This is a genomic window from Woronichinia naegeliana WA131, assembly GCA_025370055.1.
Classification (GTDB): domain Bacteria; phylum Cyanobacteriota; class Cyanobacteriia; order Cyanobacteriales; family Microcystaceae; genus Woronichinia; species Woronichinia naegeliana.
In genome coordinates this window covers 6,919,810-6,941,231 of the sequence record CP073041.1, presented here as the reverse complement: position 1 = coordinate 6,941,231, position 21,422 = coordinate 6,919,810, and the positions used below count along the sequence as shown (strand labels likewise).

Annotated in this window: 13 protein-coding genes and 7 pseudogenes; 10 read left to right on the top strand and 10 right to left on the bottom strand. The window is 39.1% G+C overall.

Going from position 1 to position 21,422, the window contains the following annotated elements; all coding sequences use genetic code 11:
* Window positions 1-74: 74 nt before the first annotated feature.
* Window positions 75-1,175: a phospho-N-acetylmuramoyl-pentapeptide-transferase gene (gene mraY, locus KA717_35325; GenBank protein ID UXE64872.1), complete on the bottom strand. Its 1,101-nt coding sequence runs from the start codon at window positions 1,173-1,175 to the stop codon at window positions 75-77.
* A gap of 128 nt (window positions 1,176-1,303) precedes the next feature.
* Window positions 1,304-1,549 carry a DUF3134 domain-containing protein gene (locus KA717_35320; GenBank protein ID UXE60713.1) on the bottom strand — a complete coding sequence of 82 codons (246 nt, stop codon included), beginning with the start codon at window positions 1,547-1,549 and terminating at the stop codon, window positions 1,304-1,306.
* A 164-nt stretch (window positions 1,550-1,713) separates the two neighbouring features.
* Between KA717_35320 and KA717_35315 the strand changes: the two genes are divergently transcribed.
* Window positions 1,714-2,130 (top strand): hypothetical protein, encoded by a 417-nt coding sequence (locus tag KA717_35315; protein UXE60712.1) that lies wholly within the window; start codon window positions 1,714-1,716, stop codon window positions 2,128-2,130.
* A 455-nt stretch (window positions 2,131-2,585) separates the two neighbouring features.
* Here KA717_35315 and KA717_35310 read toward each other — a convergent pair whose 3' ends face one another.
* Complete coding sequence (locus tag KA717_35310; GenBank protein ID UXE60711.1) at window positions 2,586-3,140, bottom strand: hypothetical protein; 555 nt, start codon at window positions 3,138-3,140, stop codon at window positions 2,586-2,588.
* A gap of 187 nt (window positions 3,141-3,327) precedes the next feature.
* Window positions 3,328-3,912 (bottom strand): Uma2 family endonuclease, encoded by a 585-nt coding sequence (locus tag KA717_35305; protein UXE60710.1) that lies wholly within the window; start codon window positions 3,910-3,912, stop codon window positions 3,328-3,330.
* Between the two features lie 269 nt (window positions 3,913-4,181).
* On the opposite strand from KA717_35305, the gene KA717_35300 reads away from it, so the two are divergent.
* Both KA717_35300 and KA717_35295 read left to right on the top strand, forming a co-directional pair.
* Window positions 4,182-5,225, top strand: coding sequence for an IS630 family transposase (locus tag KA717_35300; GenBank protein UXE60709.1), 1,044 nt, complete (start codon window positions 4,182-4,184; stop codon window positions 5,223-5,225).
* A complete protein-coding gene (locus KA717_35295) occupies window positions 5,222-5,614 on the top strand; it encodes a hypothetical protein (protein UXE60708.1) in 393 nt (130 codons plus the stop codon). The genes KA717_35300 and KA717_35295 overlap by 4 nt, the downstream gene beginning before the upstream one ends.
* A gap of 62 nt (window positions 5,615-5,676) precedes the next feature.
* Here KA717_35295 and pta read toward each other — a convergent pair.
* A pseudogene (pta, locus tag KA717_35290) lies at window positions 5,677-7,197 on the bottom strand (phosphate acetyltransferase).
* A 177-nt stretch (window positions 7,198-7,374) separates the two neighbouring features.
* The gene (locus KA717_35285; GenBank protein UXE64871.1) at window positions 7,375-8,487 is read right to left on the bottom strand and encodes an IS630 family transposase; all 1,113 of its coding nucleotides are present in this window, start codon (window positions 8,485-8,487) and stop codon (window positions 7,375-7,377) included.
* Window positions 8,488-8,583: 96 nt separating this feature from the next.
* Here KA717_35285 and KA717_35280 point away from each other — a divergent pair, with 96 nt between their 5' ends.
* Entirely contained in the window at window positions 8,584-9,774 is a 1,191-nt protein-coding gene (locus tag KA717_35280) for an ISAs1 family transposase (protein ID UXE60707.1), read from the top strand.
* 553 nt (window positions 9,775-10,327) lie between these two features.
* Here KA717_35280 and KA717_35275 read toward each other — a convergent pair.
* Together KA717_35275 and KA717_35270 are read right to left on the bottom strand one after the other, a co-directional pair.
* A pseudogene (locus tag KA717_35275) lies at window positions 10,328-11,665 on the bottom strand (IS5 family transposase).
* Between the two features lie 131 nt (window positions 11,666-11,796).
* Window positions 11,797-12,767: pseudogene (locus KA717_35270) on the bottom strand (IS5 family transposase).
* A 125-nt stretch (window positions 12,768-12,892) separates the two neighbouring features.
* On the opposite strand from KA717_35270, the pseudogene KA717_35265 reads away from it, so the two are divergent.
* Both KA717_35265 and KA717_35260 read left to right on the top strand, forming a co-directional pair.
* A pseudogene (locus KA717_35265) lies at window positions 12,893-14,159 on the top strand (ISKra4 family transposase).
* A gap of 85 nt (window positions 14,160-14,244) precedes the next feature.
* A pseudogene (locus KA717_35260) lies at window positions 14,245-14,529 on the top strand (ISAs1 family transposase).
* A 1,256-nt stretch (window positions 14,530-15,785) separates the two neighbouring features.
* On the opposite strand, the pseudogene KA717_35255 reads toward KA717_35260, so the two are convergent.
* Window positions 15,786-17,052, bottom strand: a pseudogene (locus tag KA717_35255) (ISKra4 family transposase).
* A 315-nt stretch (window positions 17,053-17,367) separates the two neighbouring features.
* Here KA717_35255 and KA717_35250 point away from each other — a divergent pair.
* Both KA717_35250 and KA717_35245 read left to right on the top strand, forming a co-directional pair.
* Entirely contained in the window at window positions 17,368-17,610 is a 243-nt protein-coding gene (locus KA717_35250; protein UXE60706.1) for a hypothetical protein, read from the top strand.
* Complete coding sequence (locus KA717_35245) at window positions 17,598-18,485, top strand: ISKra4 family transposase (protein UXE64870.1); 888 nt, start codon at window positions 17,598-17,600, stop codon at window positions 18,483-18,485. Before KA717_35250 ends, KA717_35245 begins: the two co-directional genes overlap by 13 nt.
* A gap of 110 nt (window positions 18,486-18,595) precedes the next feature.
* On the opposite strand, the pseudogene KA717_35240 reads toward KA717_35245, so the two are convergent.
* A pseudogene (locus tag KA717_35240) lies at window positions 18,596-19,877 on the bottom strand (ISKra4 family transposase).
* A 202-nt stretch (window positions 19,878-20,079) separates the two neighbouring features.
* On the opposite strand from KA717_35240, the gene KA717_35235 reads away from it, so the two are divergent.
* Together KA717_35235 and cofH are read left to right on the top strand one after the other, a co-directional pair.
* Complete coding sequence (locus KA717_35235; protein ID UXE60705.1) at window positions 20,080-20,259, top strand: hypothetical protein; 180 nt, start codon at window positions 20,080-20,082, stop codon at window positions 20,257-20,259.
* Window positions 20,260-20,266: 7 nt separating this feature from the next.
* Window positions 20,267-21,421, top strand: a complete 1,155-nt coding sequence (gene cofH / locus KA717_35230) for a 7,8-didemethyl-8-hydroxy-5-deazariboflavin synthase subunit CofH (GenBank protein UXE64869.1) — start codon at window positions 20,267-20,269, stop codon at window positions 21,419-21,421.
* Window position 21,422 lies beyond the last annotated feature (1 nt).

Genomic DNA, 21,422 nt, shown 5'->3' with positions numbered 1-21,422 from the left:
CTACCTTGAGGGGATAATTGCTGTTTTAGGGACAATTTAGGTCAAAAATGATGTGTGAACTTTGAACTTAAGACCTAAGAGAGTAAAACCGCAGAAATCGCTAATAGGGCATTGATCAGGTAAAACATACCGACAATCTGAGTTTCTGCCCAACCACTGAGTTCTAAATGATGATGAAGGGGAGCCATTTTAAACAGACGTTTGCCTTTACCATCAGGGCCTTTAGTGGCTTTATAGTAACCAACCTGGGCAATAACCGATAGGGATTCAGCCAAGAAGATACCGCTTAATAGCAATAGACCCCAAAGATTACCGCTAATTAAGCCAACAGCCGCTAATCCTCCCCCTAAAGCCAGGGAACCTGTATCGCCCATAAACACTTTAGCGGGATTGCGATTGTGCTGGACAAAGCCTAAACAGCCTCCACTCACACAGGCACAAAAAATACCTAAGGCGGGTGAGTCACCAGAGACCAAAACCCCCAATCCCATAAAAGCGATCGCGGCGGTTCCAGCAGCCAAACCATCCACCCCATCCGTTAAATTGGTGGCATTGCTTTCGGCTACCAGGGTAAAACTCGCCAAGAACCAAAAGAAAAAACCGAGGGGAATGATTAGTCCAGGTAACTGCACCTGGGTAATCTCAGCCGATTGGCTAAAAAAGATCCAAACACAAAAGGCAACCGCGATCACAATTTGTAGGATTAATTTTTGGCGAGGGGTAAGACCCTTATTGGATTGTTGTCGAAGAATTTGCCAATCATCCACCCAACCGATCCCCATATAGGCCAAGGTCACTAAACCGACTGCTACCACGTCCAGATTAAACTTTGTCCAGAGAAAGGCAACGGCGATCGCAATAGGGACAAAAAAAATCCCTCCCATAGTCGGTGTACCGGCTTTCTTTAAATGGGATTGGGGGCCATCTTCCTGGATAACTTGCCCCGCCTTGAGTTGTCGTAGTAACGGTACAACCCCATAGCCCAGTAATCCACTCAACAGAGCCGTTACGCCCAGGGGCAACAATAAAGTTAGATCTGGAAAAGCCTGAAAATTACTATCTATGGGGCCTAGACCCACACTTAAGCCGAGGAGTAGCACGGTTAACAAAACCAACAATTGGATACCTGTCGGCTTTTTCAAGACATCTAAGGATGGAGACTTGGCATTCATAATGATTTTTCTTTTAGGCAATTTCCCACAAAAAATATACCAGTAAGTCCCCCTGTCTTGGGAGATTTAGGGGACAAAAAGGATATTCTCTTGGCTGGAAACATCCTCAAACCAGTCTTTGACTAACATCCTTAGTCTTCATCGCTCAAATCGAGATCATCTTCGACATCATCATAGAGGTGATCATCCACATCCATTAATTCTGAAATTTCAACATCATCGTTTAAAGGTTCTAACTGCGGATCTTCCTTTTCACGCGGGATCAAACGATGGGTCTCCTGTAACCAATCTAGTAGAGAGGTATCACGGGTAACGGGTAACACCGCCGCCGGTTCATAACGAGGTTCTTGACGGAGGGAGGGGTTATAGATTGTCATCAGTTTGTTTTAAGCCTCAATTCTTTTTGCAAATAATTACAATTAACGTTGGTCAGATACATCAAGTATATCAAGGATTTGGGGAATTTCAATTAGGTACACTCAGGCGCGATAGTACATAAAGTCTGGGGTAGAATGGAAAAAAACTGATGAGCGAGAAAAGTATGTCACCGATATCTCCAGAAGAAAAAGGACTGTTAAACCAGTATCTAACCGAGTCAGCCTGTATCCTGCGCCAATATACGGAAGCAGAGAAACTGAAGGACGTTGAAAGCATCGAAGTGGAAAGGCGATACAGTAAATTGTTGTTTGATATTTGCCATAAAACTTTGAAGACAGAGAAGCAAGGCCAGCAACTACCTCGTCCGCGTAAAGTATTACCAAAAGGATTAAGTGTGAGACTCACAAACAAAAGTAGTAAACGTCGAGATACGGGAGGTAAATTGGATAAGGTAGAAACTCCCAAACCTGAACATCCTGAGACAAGAGAAAAACCAGAGGAGAAGGAGGTACATACCAATCAGGTAGAGGCATTTAACAGTGCTATCAGACGCTATTTAGGGCTTGCTGAATACGAATGAAATCCTTGCTAGACAAGACTTTCAGGCATTTTGGAAACGATCAGGTGCAAGGTTATGGCATTTGGAAGCTCAAAATCCATGCACTTTGCTGGAAAGTTGCGGGGTAAAATTGGAAACTGATCTCTGAAGTCACCATTTTTCACGCCCTGTGGCATCTAGGTTCGTTTTGTAGACTTTTTCAGCAAGCCCTATTTAGCTGCCTTTCGCCGTCGTAAGAATATCTATGCTCAATCGGTCTCAGGATTGCAACGAGTTCTCGATATCTTCTGGATGTTTCATAACTTTATCCGTTATCATTTTACAACGAGAAAAGTTTCTGCTGTCACCATTGGTATTCTCCAAAAAGGTTTAACTTGGTAGGAATTACTTCAACTTTGTATTCTCTGCTAATCCCTTGCACGGCAAGCGTTTTAGCCCAACAACTACACTTAACCAGTGCCTTAACAAGGAATATGTTAAATATTTACGCCCTGCTCAAATGCCTCTTTCTGAATATTAGTGAACTCCTCCATTAGGCTTTTGTTCAAATTGATAAACTCAATTGTATCTGGATTAGTATTTTTTAAGCCTAAAAAAATTATCTGATTTTCTTCTGTCAAGTTGCTAAGTTTAACCTTTAATAACTGCAAATCAATAGCCCGTTGTCGGGATTTTGTCGGATCAAGAAATTGACCAATCGTACCAATTACAGAACCTGTTATTGCACCAAAAAGCCCTAGGGATCTACTAATATCACTTGTATTAACTTGCGTAATACCGGAAATACGATTAAGTATAGGAATAGGCCAAATCTCATTACTGGGAAGAGCAGCGATAGTAACTCCGATCAGTGCTGTTAGACCTCCCAAGATGCCATTTATCAATCGTCCTTTACGTTTAAATCCACTGGAGCGATTGGCTTCAAGCTCACAAGTTTTAGCAAATTCGGACATTTTTTTCAAACGAGTAGCGATCGCATTCTGTACAAACTGTTTCTGCTCATCGTGAATTTGTAATGGTTCTAGCTGCATATAAAATTCATCCTCATCCAAACAAATAAAAACACGTAGATTCAAGAGTCACGTAGTTATTATACAACAATTAAAATGACTTCCCTAGCAAGCTAAATCGAAGAGAGGCGATCACCAATTAGCCGATTCATTTAAGCACTAGAAAAGTGATTAATTTTAAGCTGAAGTAGCCGTTAAAAAGGCTAAATTAATTGTTTTTAAACTCAATGCTATCATAGATTTCTAAAAGAGAAATTTCACAGCCAATTGATACTAATTGTATACAATCTTCTGGGTTATTATATTCACTAAAAATCCATTGCTTAAAATTAGATTTTGAATAATGTTCGATATGTTGACTATATTGATCAATAAATAAATATTCTTTGAAACTAGGAATGGTTCGGTATGCTGAAAATTTTTCATCTTTATCATAGCTTCTAGTCGATTGAGAAAGTACTTCTGCAATTAAAATGGGATTTGTAACCGTATCTTTTCGACCTGTTTGCAATTGAATTGGGCATTGAATGATCATTACGTCAGGATAAGTATAAAGTTTTCTTTCTGAAATCCACAGTCTTTGATCCGCGATGAAAATACTATAGGGTTTTCCTCTAAGGTTAATTCTGAGGATGGCATTAAGAATACTAGCAATCTCATTATGTTCAGGTGTGCCCCCCGTCATAGAAATCATTTCTCCGTTAATATATTCATGTCTTGTCTCTGAGGCAATCTCGATCGCCAAATATTCATCGGGTGTATAAATGATTTTTGGCTGGACTTGCATAATCATTAGCTTATACCTCTTGTTTACAAGGACAGATTATTTTTATTATAATCAAGATAAGAGCGATCGCTGATTAGTTTCACTAGTAGAGATGTAATTGCTACTCTTCTAAAAGATTACAGCCCAGAAAAAATGAAGGAGGCGTATTACTATGGGGTCAGAGTGGTTCTTTAAGTGACCGAAACTGGAGTATACTAAACACGGTCACAGGTTGCGAATTCTAAAAATAAGAGATAATATAATAAAAATAGAAAAATTAGTCAAGAGGCTGAGAAATGATTAAGTTAGAATTTACAGAAGAAGACAAAAGACTGTTGTCTTACGGTCGGTTTAATCACCCGCATCCTAGAGTGCAGCTAAAGATGGAAGTTTTATGGCTAAAAAGTCAGGGATTGTCTCATCAAAAAATTGCTCAATTCGCAGGAGTTTCAGTAAATACGGTGACAAGCTATATCCGTGATTATCAAGAGGGCGGGATAGAAAAACTAAAAGAAATAAAATTTAATCGCCCGAAAAGTGAGTTAACAGAGCATCAAGGGACAATTGAGGCATATTTTGAGTCAAATCCACCAGCAACAATAAATGAAGCAGTAAAAAGAATAGAAGAATTAACAGGAATAAAAAGAAGTCCGACGCAAGTCAGAAAATTTTTAAAGTCAATAGGAATGAGGTGTCTAAAGGTGGGAACAATTCCATCAAAAGCAGATGTAGAAGCTCAGGATAGCTATAGAGAAAAAGAGCTAGAACCAAGGCTAGAAGAGGCAAAAGCAGGAAAAAGGGCAGTTTTCTTTGTAGATGCCTCTCATTTTGTAATGGGAGCATTTGTAAATTTTATATGGTGCTTCAAGAGGATTTTTATTAAGTCACCATCAGGGAGAAAACGTTTTAATGTGTTAGGAGCATTAAATGCAATTACCCATGAAGTAATTATGGTAACGAACAGTTCTTATATTACGGGAACTCAGGTTTGTGAACTCCTAGAAAAGATAGCAGAATTAGGACTATTAATACCGATTACGTTGGTATTAGACAATGCTCGTTATCAAAAATGCCGAATTGTGCAGGAGTTGGCAGAATCATTAGGAATAGAGTTACTGTACTTACCTCCTTATTCTCCTAACTTGAATTTAATTGAAAGACTGTGGAAGTTTGTGAAGAAGAAGTGTTTATACGCAAAATATTATGAAGATTTTACGCAGTTTTCTGCAGCAATTTCAGGATGTCTTGAGGATGCTAACGTAAAATATAAGGAGGAGCTTGATTCTCTGCTCACCTTACGATTTCAACGCTTTGATAAATCTCAGATTATGAACGTTTGAAGTATAATTTACTATCCCTCAAGAAGTATGCAAAATCCCTAGAAAATCAAACAATATTTGCTTCAAAGAACCAAGTTGAAAAAGTTATTAATGCCATTCGATCTGCCATTTATGAATTAACAAACTTAGAAAACGATAGTGTTGATAAACAAATAAAAAATCAGATTATTCAAAATTTGAAATTTGTTATAGAAGACATTCAGAGTGGTAAGTTTACTAATATCGAAGAAATAAAAAATGAAGTTTCTATTATCACTTGCGATCTCCTTCATAAACAGAAGAAGACTATTCCAGTGATGGAAAATACTTGCCTACTCTTGAGTATTTGTGTTAATTTATGGGATCAAGTAGATATTGCCCTACATATGCCCGGAAATTCTAACTCATAAAGCTCCATTTGGGATGGCATAGTGCCAGACTCTCTTTCCTCGCATTGTTCGGCGACAGATAATTAGTCACTGTACACTGCTAAATTGCCTGCTTGAATGGCAGTGATCACCACCGTATTGACAATATCTTCTACTGTACAGCCTCGGCTTAAATCATTAACAGGTTTTTTTAGACCTTGCAAAATAGGACCGATCGCGATCGCTTTAGTTTCCCGTTGAACGGCTTTATAGGTGTTATTGCCCGTATTCAGATCTGGAAAAATGAAGACATTGGCCTGACCTGCGACCAGGGAATGGGGCAATTTTTGGGCTGCGACAATGGGATCAACGGCTGCATCGTATTGAATTGGCCCTTCTAACAGAAGTTGAGGATTTCTGGCCTTCGCTAATTGAGTCGCTGTTCGGACTTTTTCCACCTCTTCACCTTGACCCGAACTGCCGGAGGAATAGGATAATAGAGCAACTTTGGGAATAATGCCAAAAATCTGGGCTGTTTCCGCAGAAGATAGGGCAATTTCTGCTAATTGTTCCGCCGTTGGATTAGGCTTGACAGCACAATCGCCATAGACTAAAACCCGATCTTCTAAACACATGAAAAAGACCGAGGAAACTAAAGAAAATCCAGGTTTAGTTTTAATGATTTGTAAGGCTGGACGAACGGTATGCTGAGTCGTATTAACGGAACCAGAAACCATGCCATCAGCATCTCCCAAATAGACCATCATTGTACCAAAATAGGAAATATCAGTTAAATTATCCCTGGCAGCATCTAGAGTTAACCCTTTATTTTTCCGTAATTCATAAAAAGTTTGCACATATCTCTCGAAGCAGTCAGCTTCTTGAGGATTAATAATAGTAACTTTATCAAGATCGAGAGGAATATTCTGTTTTTTGATAATCGCTTCAATTTCTGCTTTTTTACCTAATAGGGTTAGATTAACAATCTCTTGGGTTGATAAAATTGCGGCGGCTTTTAAAATGCGGGGTTCATGGCCTTCTGGCAAGACAATATGCTGTTTATGGCTCTTCGCTTGTTGAAGTAAACTATAAATAAAGAGTTTGGGGGTAATTCCTTTTACCTGAACTGTTTGGATGTTGTTTTCTAGTTTTTCTAGGTCAATATATTGCTCAAAGAGTTGAATACTACGATCAATTTTTTCTTGATCCTGAAGAGTTAAAGAGCTATAAATTTTACCTAAACTAGCGGTAGTATCATAGGTATTAGCATCAACCGTTAATAAAGGAGGACATTCAGGCAAACCTTCCAAAAGTTTTAAAATAGGAGGTGCGAGTTTAAAACCGGTGGTTAATAAAATTCCTGCAATTTGAGGATAATTAATAGATTGATGGGCTTGGATCATCCCTAAAATGGCATCTCCGCGATCGCCAGGCGTAATAATCAGAGTATTCTCTTCCGTTAGCCAATCTAGAGCGTGATCAACCTGCATGGCCACAATTAAATAATGAGCAACTAATTTATTAAGAAAATTCGCTCCTAAAATTACTTCTGTCTGCAATTTATCCCGAATTTCTGAAAGACGAGGACTACTCAGCCATGAATCAAAAGGAATAACTGACAGTAGATAACCGAACTTTCCGTAGTGTTGTTCTAAAGCTGATGTTAATGTCTCTATTAAGGTGGTTTTTACAGGGTAATCGCATCTTATTTGTTACAAAAAATACAGACAAAAAGAGAGAAATATAGTGTAAAAAAGAAGCAGTCATCTAAGAGAAGAAAAGGCTATTAAGCTGTCATCAGTTTAACTTGCAATAATACTTGAGCCCTTGTTTTTGATTTTACGTCCCCAACATATTGTCAATCCACCTTCATTAAGAAGTTTATGGATGAGAGATTCTAATTCTTCAATTGATTTGAATAATTTATTTGCAATATATTCTTTTGCTGAATGCCATACCAATTCCATTAAATTATAATCGGGACTATAGGGGGGTAAAAACTCCAAAATAATGTTTGGCATTTCTTCCGTGCTCTCGTCTAGAATTTCTTGCTTTTTGTGGAAGCTCGCATTATCTAAAATAATCACAATCTTCGGACCATTCTTTTCAAAGTCTTCTTTTTTATTTCCTTGTTCTATCCATTCTCTTTGTATGTCTTTGTAAAATTTTAATAATACACTCTTGAAGTTCTGAGAGTTACCAGTGGGAATCAAATCAACCCACCGTTTTTTGTCAGTATATCTAATACCACCCATTACATTGACTCTTCCTTTTCTTCTATCTCCCCTCACTTTTTTACGCTTTCCTTTTTTTGTCCAATGTTTTCTCCGTATTACTCTTAAGCTGAAGCCACTTTCATCCCAAAACCATATCTGGATTGATTCTGGCTTTTCTTTCAAAAGCTTCTTGTACTCTTCAACTTTCTTTCTAAATTCCTCTCTTTTTTGCTCATCTTTTTTATCTTCTAGACTATATTTTGCCCAGATGTAGACAAATCGCTTTTTTTTAAGCATATTTCTAAGTTGTGTATTTCCTAACAATATACCCGTTTCTTTTTCCATATGAGTTGATAGTCTTGCTACTGTCCAACGTCCAAATTCATATCCAAACTCTTCAGGCTCTTTGATTATTATCTCCGTCAATTTCTCTATGTATTCTTCTGTTACTTTCCTGTGATTTCCTTTTTTTCTTTTGTCTCTTAAGCTTTCTATCTCTTTCGGATTTCCATTATTGCACCAGTACCACACTTGTCGTTTGCAACATCCTAATAATCCTGATATTTCATCATACGTTTTTCCTTCATTTCTCAGTAACATAATCAATATTCTCTCTCTTGTAACTGCGTGCTCTTCCGTTTTAAGGGCTTTTTGTAGCTCTTTCTTGGTCTTTTGGTCTAAGAAGTTTAACGTCAGCATAGTCATACAAAAAAGTAAGTCTATATATTCTACCTTATATCCACTTAGAGTGATGACAGCTTATTATTTAAAAAAAGTAAGTGAGTGAGGTCAAAGATGGCAAAAGGCTTCGGCGCAAGAGTTCTAACCCCACAACAAGAAAAAGAAGTCAAAATTATCAAAAGAAGCATACTGAAACATTTTCAGTGCCTAAAAGAACCGAGAACAGGGAGAAGGCAAGACCATAACTTAACAGCAATTGTCACCATAGGAATATTGGCAGTATTGTCAGGGGCAGATGGCTTCGTAGCAATTGAAGCCTATGGCAAAGCCAAACGAGAATGGCTAGAAATGTTTCTAGAGTTACCAAAGGGAATTCCCTCTCACGATACCTTTGGAAGAGTATTTGGAATGTTGGAAACAGAAGAACTAGAAAAAAGTTTTCTGAGCTGGATAAGCAGTCTAACGGAGAAAATGGACATAGAGCTGATACAGATAGATGGAAAAACGAAAAGAGGTTCTTATGATAGGGAAAAAGGACTAAATGCGTTACACAGCATAAGTGCGTGGAGTAGTGAGCGGGGACTGATGTTAGCGCAAAAGAAAGTAGATAGTAAATCTAATGAAATAAAAGCAGTCCCCTTGTTACTGAAGTTACTTAACATCAAGGGGGCAGTAGTAACCCTAGATGCAATGGGAACGCAGACAGAAATCGCAAAACAAATAAAGCAAGGTGAAGGTGACTATGTATTGGCTCTCAAAGGAAATCAGGGCAAACTTAATAAACAAGTTAGGGATTGGTTTAAACAAGCGGTCGCTCAGAACTGGCAAGGAATTGAATACAGTTATCATGAGAAGACAGAAAAAGGACATTACCGTTTAGAAACTCGTCAAGTCTGGACAGTGTCAATCAATCAGCTTTCCGCATTGCATCGCCAAAATCAGTGGGTCGGTTTAGCAACTGTTGTGATGGTTAAAAGTAAAACTCAATTCGGTCATAAAACAACAGAGACGTTTCGCTATTATATTAGCAGTCTTCCTACGGATGCCGAACGTCATAGCCATGTGATTCGTTCTCACTGGAGTATTGAAAATAGTCTGCATTGGGTTTTAGATGTCACTTTTAATGAGGATGCGAGTCGAGTGCGTCAAGGTAATGCGGCTGATAATTTGGGCTTGCTCCGTCGTTTAAGTATTAATTTGCTTAAACATGAGCCATCTCAAAAAAGCTTGAAGATGAAGCGTTATTTGGCGGCGATGGACAACAATTTTCTTCTACAGGTTTTAGCAGCTAGTTCACTGGAGTGATATTCATGAGTATATTTAGCTTCAAATAGGGCTTGCTGAAAAAGTCCACAAAACGAACCTAGATGCCACAGGGCGCGAAAAATGGTGACTTCAGAGCTCAGTTTCCAGTTTTACCTCACATTTTTCCAGCAAAGTGCATGGATTTTGAGCCTCCAAATGCCATAACCTTGCATCTGATCGTTTGTAAAATGCCTGAAAGTATTGTCTAGCAAGGATTTCATCCTTATTCAGCAGGGTGTGACCTTTAGTTGATGAAGGAAAAGAAAAGTGTTAACATGAGATGAAAAGTGACAAAGAGGAAACAATGATGACAGCAAAACTAATTAGGGCTTGCTGAAAAAGTCAAAAAACGAAAGAAATGTGGGTTAGGGAAGTATGGACTGAAAAAGCATAGATAACTTATCCTTATGGAAACAAATCAAAATACAGATTTTGTTTAATCTATTGTTCCTTTCTGTCTAAAAAGGTCAACACAAATCACTCCTCACAAAAGAGAGGAAAATTAACACCATTTTTCACAAGAAAAACGACTCTACAACTTTTTACTTTTTGTCTTCTGAAGTAGAGTAGAAAGATTCATTACCAAAAAGTTCATCGCAATTACCGTTTCCGAGGTCTCAGGTAGTTTGGCCATCACTCGACCAAGACTAAATTTCCTCTTTCCCTGTCCGAATTTACCCTCAATGGCATTACGCACTCTTTCATCTGAGCGTGCCTCTTTCTTTTTTTCTTTGCTCACCTCTTTCGGCGGTCTTCCCAATCGGGGACCACTCATTCTTATATCCCTTTCTTTACAATAAGCTCGATTCGCTTTTGTTCGATAGATTTTATCCACATGAACCGATTCCGGATAACATCCTGTTTCCCTTTTATATTCTTCTATTCGCGCTTGTAAATCTCCCGATTCGTTGTAATTATCCCAACTTAATTTGTCTAAGAAGACAAAGCCATTCACATTACTTGCCGATATTTTAGCTCCAAACTCTACTGCTTTTCCCGCTTTTTCACGCACTATTGGACGCACGTGAGGTTGGCTTACACTCACAATTCTGTTTTCTACTTTATTTGTCTTTTTTTCATACATTTCTAACTGTTGCTCATACACTTTTCCTATCGTTACAAGCTCTTCTTGCTCTTTTTTCGTTAGTTTTTCTAACTTTGCTCCCTCTTCTATCATTTTTTCTATATGAGACAAGTTTCTTTTTATATATCCTAGTTGTTTTTTTGTTCCTTTTCTTCTTTCTTTTTTTGACACACGACGTTTTTTTGCTATGGCTAAGTACTCTTTTCTTGCCACTTCCCTATAAGTCCTCGGCTTTTCTTTCCTTTTCTCTTTTATTTCTTCATACAGCTTATCTATTATTTTTTCTGTTTTTTCTCTGGCATCATTCAATATTCCTATATCCGTTGGATATTTTATATCTGCTGGTGTACAAGTCGCATCTAACAATAACTTTCCTTCATTTTCTTTTTTTTCTGACGCTACACCCGTCGCTTTTTTTTCTATTTCTTTATTAATTTTATTTATTAATTCCATTCCTATTTTTTTACGAAAATGAACCATCATTGACGCATTAAATGCTTCTTTGCTACTATAGCTTTCCATTCCTATAAAGTACTGTAAATAAGGGTTCTCTTTTATTTGTTCTACTGTTTCTCTGTCACTTTTTCCTGAAATTTCTTTGATAATTAATGCTCCTAATGCCATTCTAAATGATTTGGCTGGGGCTCCTTTTTTTTCTGTGAAGTTTTTTGCATATTCTTCCTCATATTCTTCCCAGGGAATCATTTTTGACATTTCTATCCAACGATTTTCTTCGTCTAACTGCCCGCCGAACAGATTTTTCAAGTTTTCTGGTGTTTCAATTGAGTACTTTTGCTTTCGGTACATCTGCTTTCTCTCTTCTTAATGCAATGGTTTTGAGGCATTCTACCCTATTTTCGTGCATTCTAGCGGTTCTTAATTCGCCTACTATTTTTCTCCGTAAAGGTTTCAGCTTTTTTCAGCAAGCCCTATTTATCCCAACTTAATTTGTCTAAGAAGACAAAGCCATTCACATTACTTGCCGATATTTTAGCTCCAAACTCTACTGCTTTTCCCGCTTTTCCACGCACTATTGGACGCACGTGAGGTTGGCTTACACTCACAATTCTGTTTTCTACTTTATTTGTCTTTTTTTCATACATTTCTAACTGTTGCTCATACACTTTTCCTATCGTTACAAGCTCTTCTTGCTCTTTTTTCGTTAGTTTTTCTAACTTTGCTCCCTCTTCTATCATTTTTTCTATATGAGACAAGTTTCTTTTTATATATCCTAGTTGTTTTTTTGTTCCTTTTCTTCTTTCTTTTTTTGACACACGACGTTTTTTTGCTATGGCTAAGTACTCTTTTCTTGCCACTTCCCTATAAGTCCTCGGCTTTTCTTTCCTTTTCTCTTTTATTTCTTCATACAGCTTATCTATTATTTTTTCTGTTTTTTCTCTGGCATCATTCAATATTCCTATATCCGTTGGATATTTTATATCTGCTGGTGTACAAGTCGCATCTAACAATAACTTTCCTTCATTTTCTTTTTTTTCTGACGCTACACCCGTCGCTTTTTTTCTATTTCTTTATTAATTTTATTTATTAATTCCATTCCTATTTTTTTACGAAAATGAACCATCATTGACGCATTAAATGCTTCTTTGCTACTATAGCTTTCCATTCCTATAAAGTACTGTAAATAAGGGTTCTCTTTTATTTGTTCTACTGTTTCTCTGTCACTTTTTCCTGAAATTTCTTTGATAATTAATGCTCCTAATGCCATTCTAAATGATTTGGCTGGGGCTCCTTTTTTTTCTGTGAAGTTTTTTGCATATTCTTCCTCATATTCTTCCCAAAGAATCATTTTTGACATTTCTATCCAACGATTTTCTTCGTCTAACTGCCCGCCGAACAGATTTTTCAAGTTTTCTGGTGTTTCAATTGAGTACTGTTGCTTTCGGTACATCTGCTTTCTCTCTTCTTAATGCAATGGTTTTGAGGCATTCTACCCTATTTTCGTGCATTCTAGCGGTTCTTAATTCGCCTACTATTTTTCTCCGTAAAGGTTTCAGCTTTTTTCAGCAAGCCCTAATTAATGTAGAGGGTTCAAAGATAAAAATAGAACTAACATTAGAACTAAGTCGTTCAATGTTGGATACAGAAATAAATATTCAAAAAGGCTTAAACGAAGTAGGTTGCATCGCCAGCAAAGAAGCCTTGAAATATTTAGATACAGATGGTTCACCCTTAAAAATCGGTGAAGAAATCTGGAAGAGTAAGGGAGAGCAACCGAAAGAATATCAAACACCTTATGGTGAGGTTATAGTGAATCGTCATGTATATCAGCGTTCACCTTTGAGGAAAAACGTATTGCCCCTTAGAAAGAGAAGCAAGGATAATCATAACATCAACGCCATTATTGGCAAAACAGGTATCCTCAAAAATGTCAGGGATGGCAGGCAAAGAGGTGAAAAATGATTTATTAGAAAATCATGGTAGAAAAGTAGCGCTATCCTATATCCAAAGATTGAGTGAAGCAGTAGGAAGTGTGGTACAGGCAAAAGAAGAAGCGTGGAGTTATGCCCCGCCCAAGGAGGATAGCCAAATTGCAACAGTGGGAATAGGATTAGATGGAACCTGTATGCTGATGTGTGAGGATGGCTACCGTGAAGCAATGGTGGGAACCGTTTCCCTATACGATAGTGAAGGCGAACGTCAACATACAATCTATCTAGGTGCGGCACCAGAGTATGGAAAAAAGAGTTTTCTAGAAAGATTAGAAAGAGAAATTGAGCGAGCGAAAAACCGTTATCCAGAGGCAACATTGGTCGGGATAGCAGACGGGGCAGAATCAAATTGGAAGTTTTTAGAAAAGCAAACGGAAGAACAGATATTAGATTTCTATCATGCCTCTGGTTACTTAGGTGCCTTGGCAGAAGCGTTGCATCCGAATACCGTGTCAAAACAAAAAGAATGGTTGACTGAAAATTGTCGAGAACTCAAGCATGAAAAAGGAAAAGCAGGAGAACTGCTAAATCTGATGAAAGAAGTCAAAGAAGAAAAAAGTCATTCTAAGAATCTTACCGAGAAACTACAAGCGGCGATTACTTATTACGAGAATCATCAGCATCAAATGGATTATGCTGAATACTTAGAGAAAAAGTATCCGATTGGTTCAGGTGTTACGGAAGCAGCTTGTAAGACGTTGGTCAAACAACGATTATGTTGTTCAGGGATGCGATGGAAGGAAAAAGGAGCAGGAATTATTTTGAGCCTACGAGCTTTGGTATTGACCAAGGAACGATGGAGTCAATTTTGGGCAAAACTTGATCAATCAGGGTTCCCTGTAGAACCCTGATTACAACAGCTTTTATCAACTAAAGGTCGCACCCGTTAAAAGTAAAACTCAATTCGGTCATAAAACAACAGAGACGTTTCGCTATTATATTAGCAGTCTTCCTACGGATGCCGAACGTCATAGCCATGTGATTCGTTCTCACTGGAGTATTGAAAATAGTCTGCATTGGGTTTTAGATGTCACTTTTAATGAGGATGCGAGTCGAGTGCGTCAAGGTAATGCGGCTGATAATTTGGGCTTGCTCCGTCGTTTAAGTATTAATTTGCTTAAACATGAGCCATCTCAAAAAAGCTTGAAGATGAAGCGTTATTTGGCGGCGATGGATAACAATTTTCTTCTACAGGTTTTAGCAGCTAGTTCACGGGAGTGATATTCATGAGTATATTTAGCTTCAAATAGGGCTTGCTGAAAAAGTCCACAAAACGAACCTAGATGCCACAGGGTGCGAAAAATGGTGACTTCAGAGCTCAGTTTCCAGTTTTACCTCACATTTTTCCAGCAAAGTGCATGGATTTTGAGCCTCCAAATGCCATAACCTTGCATCTGATCGTTTGTAAAAGGGTGCGACCTCTAGTTGATATTAAATAAGGTTTTTAAAAAGTTTACTGGACATCGATTTTTCAATCAATCGTAACATACGATGTTCTGAAGTATCTACCGGCAAAAGGACTCATTAAACAAGGATTTATCAATTAGAGGTCACACCCTTGTAAAATGCCTGAAAGTATTGTCTAGCAAGGATTTCATCCTTATTCAGCAAGCCCCAAATAGGAGGATTGGCAAAATATTGACACCAACAATTATGAATTAGCGAAATTACTTAATCTTTTAGCAGCAATTCTAAATTTGCACTGTAGCAAGGGTTTCAGATTTTAGTTCGCGTAATACGGGGGAAAATTCAACGGGATTAACAAGTTCATTTTACGAGTCTTCAAGCTTTTAGGCACAATAGTACGCCTAGGATTGCCCCAAAAACCCCTTTAAAATGTTCTTTAAATCCCTAAAAGGCTTGCTGTGTCTAAAACTGAGAATTGCTGAAATTTAGAATTGCTGCTCTCTATGCCTTGCTGTTGCTTGTAGTGAACAAGCAGTTGTTCATCACTCCATGACTCTTTATCTAACTGGTTGGTCGCTAAGTAGCTGTACAAAATTAATTACACAAAAATCAGACTGAAAAGCTTGTATAACATCAAAGTCATGTGTAAATAATTTCGTCTCATTACTTAACACAAAACGTCCTGCTTGCCGTTGCGCTGTTTCCCGCATTTCTCACAAAAAGAATGAGTACGAAACCCAGAAACCTTACAGAGTATGGGTTTTGACGGGTTACTCGTCTTGGAGAAAAAAAGACAGTGTGTGATTAGGATTCAATCTAAGAACATCATCAATTAGAGATTGAAAAAAGGACGAATTTGGAGCGTATATTTTGGAGCTAATAAATTGATAAATCATCAATTTTAAGCAGAAAAGAGTTAAAAGCTTGCTATAATTTATTCATTACAATTATTTAAAGTATGTCAAGCTTATGACTCCTAGTTCAGCCCAGTCTGCACTCAATAAATTAAATTTTGGAAAACTCAATGGAACTGGAGGTGTGCGACCTTTAGTTGATAAAAGCTGTTGTAATCAGGGTTCTACAGGGAACCCATATTGATCAAGTTTTGCCCAAAATTGACTCCATCGTTCCTTGGTCAATACCAAAGCTCGTAGGCTCAAAATAATTCCTGCTCCTTTTTCCTTCCATCGCATCCCTGAACAACATAATCGTTGTTTGACCAACGTCTTACAAGCTGCTTCCGTAACACCTGAACCAATCGGATACTTTTTCTCTAAGTATTCAGCATAATCCATTTGATGCTGATGATTCTCGTAATAAGTAATCGCCGCTTGTAGTTTCTCGGTAAGATTCTTAGAATGACTTTTTTCTTCTTTGACTTCTTTCATCAGATTTAGCAGTTCTCCTGCTTTTCCTTTTTCATGCTTGAGTTCTCGACAATTTTCAGTCAACCATTCTTTTTGTTTTGACACGGTATTCGGATGCAACGCTTCTGCCAAGGCACCTAAGTAACCAGAGGCATGATAGAAATCTAATATCTGTTCTTCCGTTTGCTTTTCTAAAAACTTCCAATTTGATTCTGCCCCGTCTGCTATCCCGACCAATGTTGCCTCTGGATAACGGTTTTTCGCTCGCTCAATTTCTCTTTCTAATCTTTCTAGAAAACTCTTTTTTCCATACTCTGGTGCCGCACCTAGATAGATTGTATGTTGACGTTCGCCTTCACTATCGTATAGGGAAACGGTTCCCACCATTGCTTCACGGTAGCCATCCTCACACATCAGCATACAGGTTCCATCTAATCCTATTCCCACTGTTGCAATTTGGCTATCCTCCTTGGGCGGGGCATAACTCCACGCTTCTTCTTTTGCCTGTACCACACTTCCTACTGCTTCACTCAATCTTTGGATATAGGATAGCGCTACTTTTCTACCATGATTTTCTAATAAATCATTTTTCACCTCTTTGCCTGCCATCCCTGACATTTTTGAGGATACCTGTTTTGCCAATAATGGCGTTGATGTTATGATTATCCTTGCTTCTCTTTCTAAGGGGCAATACGTTTTTCCTCAAAGGTGAACGCTGATATACATGACGATTCACTATAACCTCACCATAAGGTGTTTGATATTCTTTCGGTTGCTCTCCCTTACTCTTCCAGATTTCTTCACCGATTTTTAAGGGTGAACCATCTGTATCTAAATATTTCAAGGCTTCTTTGCTGGCGATGCAACCTACTTCGTTTAAGCCTTTTTGAATATTTATTTCTGTATCCAACATTGAACGACTTAGTTCTAATGTTAGTTCTATTTTTATCTTTGAACCCTCTACATTAATTAGGGCTTGCTGAATAAGTATAGAACCCTTGCCAGATAATGCTTTCAAGCATTTTAAAAACGATCAGGTGCAAGGTTATGGCCTTTGGAGGCTCAAAGCCCATGCACGTCGTTGGAAAACTGGGGGTTGAAATTGGAAACTACTCTCTGAAGTCACCATTTTTCGCCTCCTGTGGCATCTAGGTTCGTTTTGTGGACTTTTTCAGCAGACCCTAATTAGTTTTGCTGTCATCATTGTTTCCTCTTTGTCACTTTTCATCGGGTACATCCCGGATAAAGTAGTACATAGAATCTGGGGTAAAATGGAAAAAAACTGATGAGCGAAAAAAGTATGTTACCGATTCCCCCAGAAGAAAAAGCACTGTTAAAACAGCATCTCACCGAATCAGCCCGTATCCTGCGCAAATATACGGAACCAGAGAAACAGAAGGACTTTGGAAGCATCGAAGTAGAAGTCAGAACCCAGATGTTAGAAATTGTGGGGCCAACAATGGGGGAGTTTTTTTTTCAGAAGGGGGAAAAAAACGGTCTGGAAACAAGCGAAAAATCAAAACCCTAGTCGGAGAAGTGGAAATAAGCCAAAAACAAGCCAGAAAACTAAAGGTGTCGCCAAAAATCGTCTTAAGTCCAGGTTTAGAGAAATGCTGTCTAAGAGCCAGTGCGAAAACATCCTACCAACAAGCAGAAGAAGATATAGAGGAGTTGATGGGGATAAAAGTAGGACATAGCAGTTTACATCGCTTGGTAGAACGGACAGAACTGCCCTTAGCTCAAGCTCAGTCAGAGAGTGCGGGGGTCAGTATAGATGGGGGAAAGATTTGTCTGCGGGGCGAGGAGAAGGAAGGGGGACAGTGGCGAGATTATAAACTGGTGAGTCTTCATGGCAATGTCTGTGAAGCCTTTTTCCAAGACCCAGAGGGCTTAAAGAATTGGAGCAATGTTCAACCTTTGTCCCCAATAGTGACCTTTTTGGGAGATGGTCATCCCGGAATCTGGAATGCGGTAGAGAGTTTCGCCACTCAATCGTGGCTGATACGACGAGAGGTGTTGGATTGGTATCATCTCAAGGAGAATCTGTTCAAAGTGGGTGGCTCTCTCAAACGGCTAGAAGCAGTGGAGCATTTACTGTGGCGGGGTTTTGTGAACAAGGCAAACAAGGCAATAGATGCGTTTGATGGAGTCAAAAGCAAGAGGGCAAAGAATTTTCAAGCCTATTTGACGAAGTATTATCAGCGTATCCCTGATTACCAATACTATCAACAGCTTGGTATTGTGATTGGTTCTGGTGATGTGGAGTCTAAGATTAAACAGGTGGGAGCTAGGGTTAAATTGTCGGGAGCACGTTGGCATCTTCATAATGTTTCTCGTATTCTTCGGCTACGATGTGCTTATCTCAATCACTCTCCTCTTTTGAGTGTCAATGTATTATCTTAAGTGGGATGCACCCCTTTTCATCTCATGTTAACACTTTTCTTTTCCTTCATCAACTAAAGGTCACACCCTTATGAGCGGGTGCGACCTTTAGTTGATAAAAGCTGTTGTAATCAGGGTTCTACAGGGAACCCATATTGATCAAGTTTTGCCCAAAATTGACTCCATCGTTCCTTGGTCAATACCAAAGCTCGTAGGCTCAAAATAATTCCTGCTCCTTTTTCCTTCCATCGCATCCCTGAACAACATAATCGTTGTTTGACCAACGTCTTACAAGCTGCTTCCGTAACACCTGAACCAATCGGATACTTTTTCTCTATGTATTCAGCATAATCCATTTGATGCTGATGATTCTCGTAATAAGTAATCGCCGCTTGTAGTTTCTCGGTAAGATTCTTAGAATGACTTTTTTCTTCTTTGACTTCTTTCATCAGATTTAGCAGTTCTCCTGCTTTTCCTTTTTCATGCTTGAGTTCTCGACAATTTTCAGTCAACCATTCTTTTTGTTTTGACACGGTATTCGGATGCAACGCTTCTGCCAAGGCACCTAAGTAACCAGAGGCATGATAGAAATCTAATATCTGTTCTTCCGTTTGCTTTTCTAAAAACTTCCAATTTGATTCTGCCCCGTCTGCTATCCCGACCAATGTTGCCTCTGGATAACGGTTTTTCGCTCGCTCAATTTCTCTTTCTAATCTTTCTAGAAAACTCTTTTTTCCATACTCTGGTGCCGCACCTAGATAGATTGTAGGTTGACGTTCGCCTTCACTATCGTATAGGGAAACGGTTCCCACCATTGCTTCACGGTAGCCATCCTCACACATCAGCATACAGGTTCCATCTAATCCTATTCCCACTGTTGCAATTTGGCTATCCTCCTTGGGCGGGGCATAACTCCACGCTTCTTCTTTTGCCTGTACCACACTTCCTACTGCTTCACTCAATCTTTGGATATAGGATAGCGCTACTTTTCTACCATGATTTTCTAATAAATCATTTTTCACCTCTTTGCCTGCCATCCCTGACATTTTTGAGGATACCTGTTTTGCCAATAATGGCGTTGATGTTATGATTATCCTTGCTTCTCTTTCTAAGGGGCAATACGTTTTTCCTCAAAGGTGAACGCTGATATACATGACGATTCACTATAACCTCACCATAAGGTGTTTGATATTCTTTCGGTTGCTCTCCCTTACTCTTCCAGATTTCTTCACCGATTTTTAAGGGTGAACCATCTGTATCTAAATATTTCAAGGCTTCTTTGCTGGCGATGCAACCTACTTCGTTTAAGCCTTTTTGAATATTTATTTCTGTATCCAACATTGAACGACTGAGTTCTAATGTTAGTTCTATTTTTATCTTTGAACCCTCTACATTAATTAGTTTTGCTGTCATCATTGTTTCCTCTTTGTCACTTTTCATCCCATGTTAACACTTTTCTTTTCCTTCATCAACTAAAGGTCACACCCTCACAAAAGTGCTTGAAGGCTTCGGGACTGAGTATGTAATTAATTTTGCATGATCACTTAAAGTCTTTGAACCGGTTGAGATATATTTGAATTCATGGGATTGATCGCCTGGCCAGGGCAGGAATGATATGACAGAACAAGTTTATTGGTACATTCTTAAAATAGACGGTGGGAACTGTGAGATACAAGCCTTAGATCCGGCTCAGATATCAGTTTATCCTAAGTATTGGGGGCCTTTTTCTTCACGGGAGGAGGCGATCGCCAAACGGATTGGTTTAATTAGAGCTGGAAAATGTCAACCGCAATAAATAGGTCATTATGGTATCAAGCTTATCTGTCACCTCGCCATCTCTTACCCATATTTTAGATAAAGCTTTGGCCCAACAAGAGCTAACTTGCTCAGAAGGCCTGTTTTTATTGACGACCCAAGAAACTGAAGCGATTCAAGCCATACAAATAGCTGCAGATCAACTGCGATCGCAATTGGTGGGGGACACCGTTACCTATGTCATCAATCGCAATATTAATTTTACCAATATCTGCGAACAGCATTGTAATTTCTGTGCTTTCCGTCGAGATGCAGAAACAGAAGGAGCTTTTTGGTTAGATAGTGAACAAATTTTGAGCAAGGCGGCGGAGGCTGTTGAACAGGGCGCAACGGAAATTTGTATGCAGGGCGGTTTGAATCCCCAGGCAAAGCTAAAGGGTTCGACTCTCGCTTATTACCGTCATTTGATCACCACCCTAAAAGCTCAATTTCCCCAACTCCATCTCCATGCTTTTTCACCTCAAGAAATTCAATTTATTGCTAGACAAGACCACCTATCCTATGAACAGGTGATTGCTAATCTCCAAGAAGCCGGATTAGATTCCATGCCCGGCACTGCTGCCGAAGTTTTGGTCGATTCTGTTCGCAAAATAATTTGTCCAGAGAAAATCTCTACCTCGACTTGGTTAGAAATTGTCAGTTTGGCCCACCGTTTAGGAATGCCGACCACTAGCACCATGCTTTCCGGTCATATTGAAACACCAGCGCAACAAATTCAACATCTAGATCATCTGCGATCGCTGCAAAAAACGGCTCAAGCAAAAAACTATCCGACTCGAATTAGCGAATTTGTGCTGTTGCCCTTTGTGGGAGAACAGGCTCCCTTAGCTCTCAGAAAACGGGTGGGGCATGATCAACCCCAGTTAGCTCCGACTCTGCTACTAACGGCTGTTGCTCGACTCTATCTTGGCCCTTGGATGCGTCATCATCAACCCAGTTGGGTCAAGTTAGGGTTAACGGGAGCAACGGCAGCCTTGCAGTGGGGCTGTGATGATTTAGGCGGAACCCTGATGGAGGAACATATTACGACAATGGCTGGAGCCAAGGGTGGAACGGGTCTAACGGTGTCTCAACTCCAAGGGGCGATTCAATCTCTGGGCAGACCCTATCGACAAAGAACGACTTTATATGAGCCGGTTTGAG

Coding starts and splice junctions, on each gene's coding strand:
- KA717_35235 (UXE60705.1), top strand. CDS start 20,080: ATGACAGAACAAGTTTATTGGTACATTCTTAAAATAGACGGTGGGAAC.
- KA717_35320 (UXE60713.1), bottom strand. CDS start 1,549: ATGACAATCTATAACCCCTCCCTCCGTCAAGAACCTCGTTATGAACCG.
- KA717_35305 (UXE60710.1), bottom strand. CDS start 3,912: ATGATTATGCAAGTCCAGCCAAAAATCATTTATACACCCGATGAATAT.
- KA717_35285 (UXE64871.1), bottom strand. CDS start 8,487: ATGCTGACGTTAAACTTCTTAGACCAAAAGACCAAGAAAGAGCTACAA.
- KA717_35315 (UXE60712.1), top strand. CDS start 1,714: ATGTCACCGATATCTCCAGAAGAAAAAGGACTGTTAAACCAGTATCTA.
- KA717_35300 (UXE60709.1), top strand. CDS start 4,182: ATGATTAAGTTAGAATTTACAGAAGAAGACAAAAGACTGTTGTCTTAC.
- KA717_35250 (UXE60706.1), top strand. CDS start 17,368: ATGAGCGAAAAAAGTATGTTACCGATTCCCCCAGAAGAAAAAGCACTG.
- KA717_35310 (UXE60711.1), bottom strand. CDS start 3,140: ATGCAGCTAGAACCATTACAAATTCACGATGAGCAGAAACAGTTTGTA.
- KA717_35280 (UXE60707.1), top strand. CDS start 8,584: ATGGCAAAAGGCTTCGGCGCAAGAGTTCTAACCCCACAACAAGAAAAA.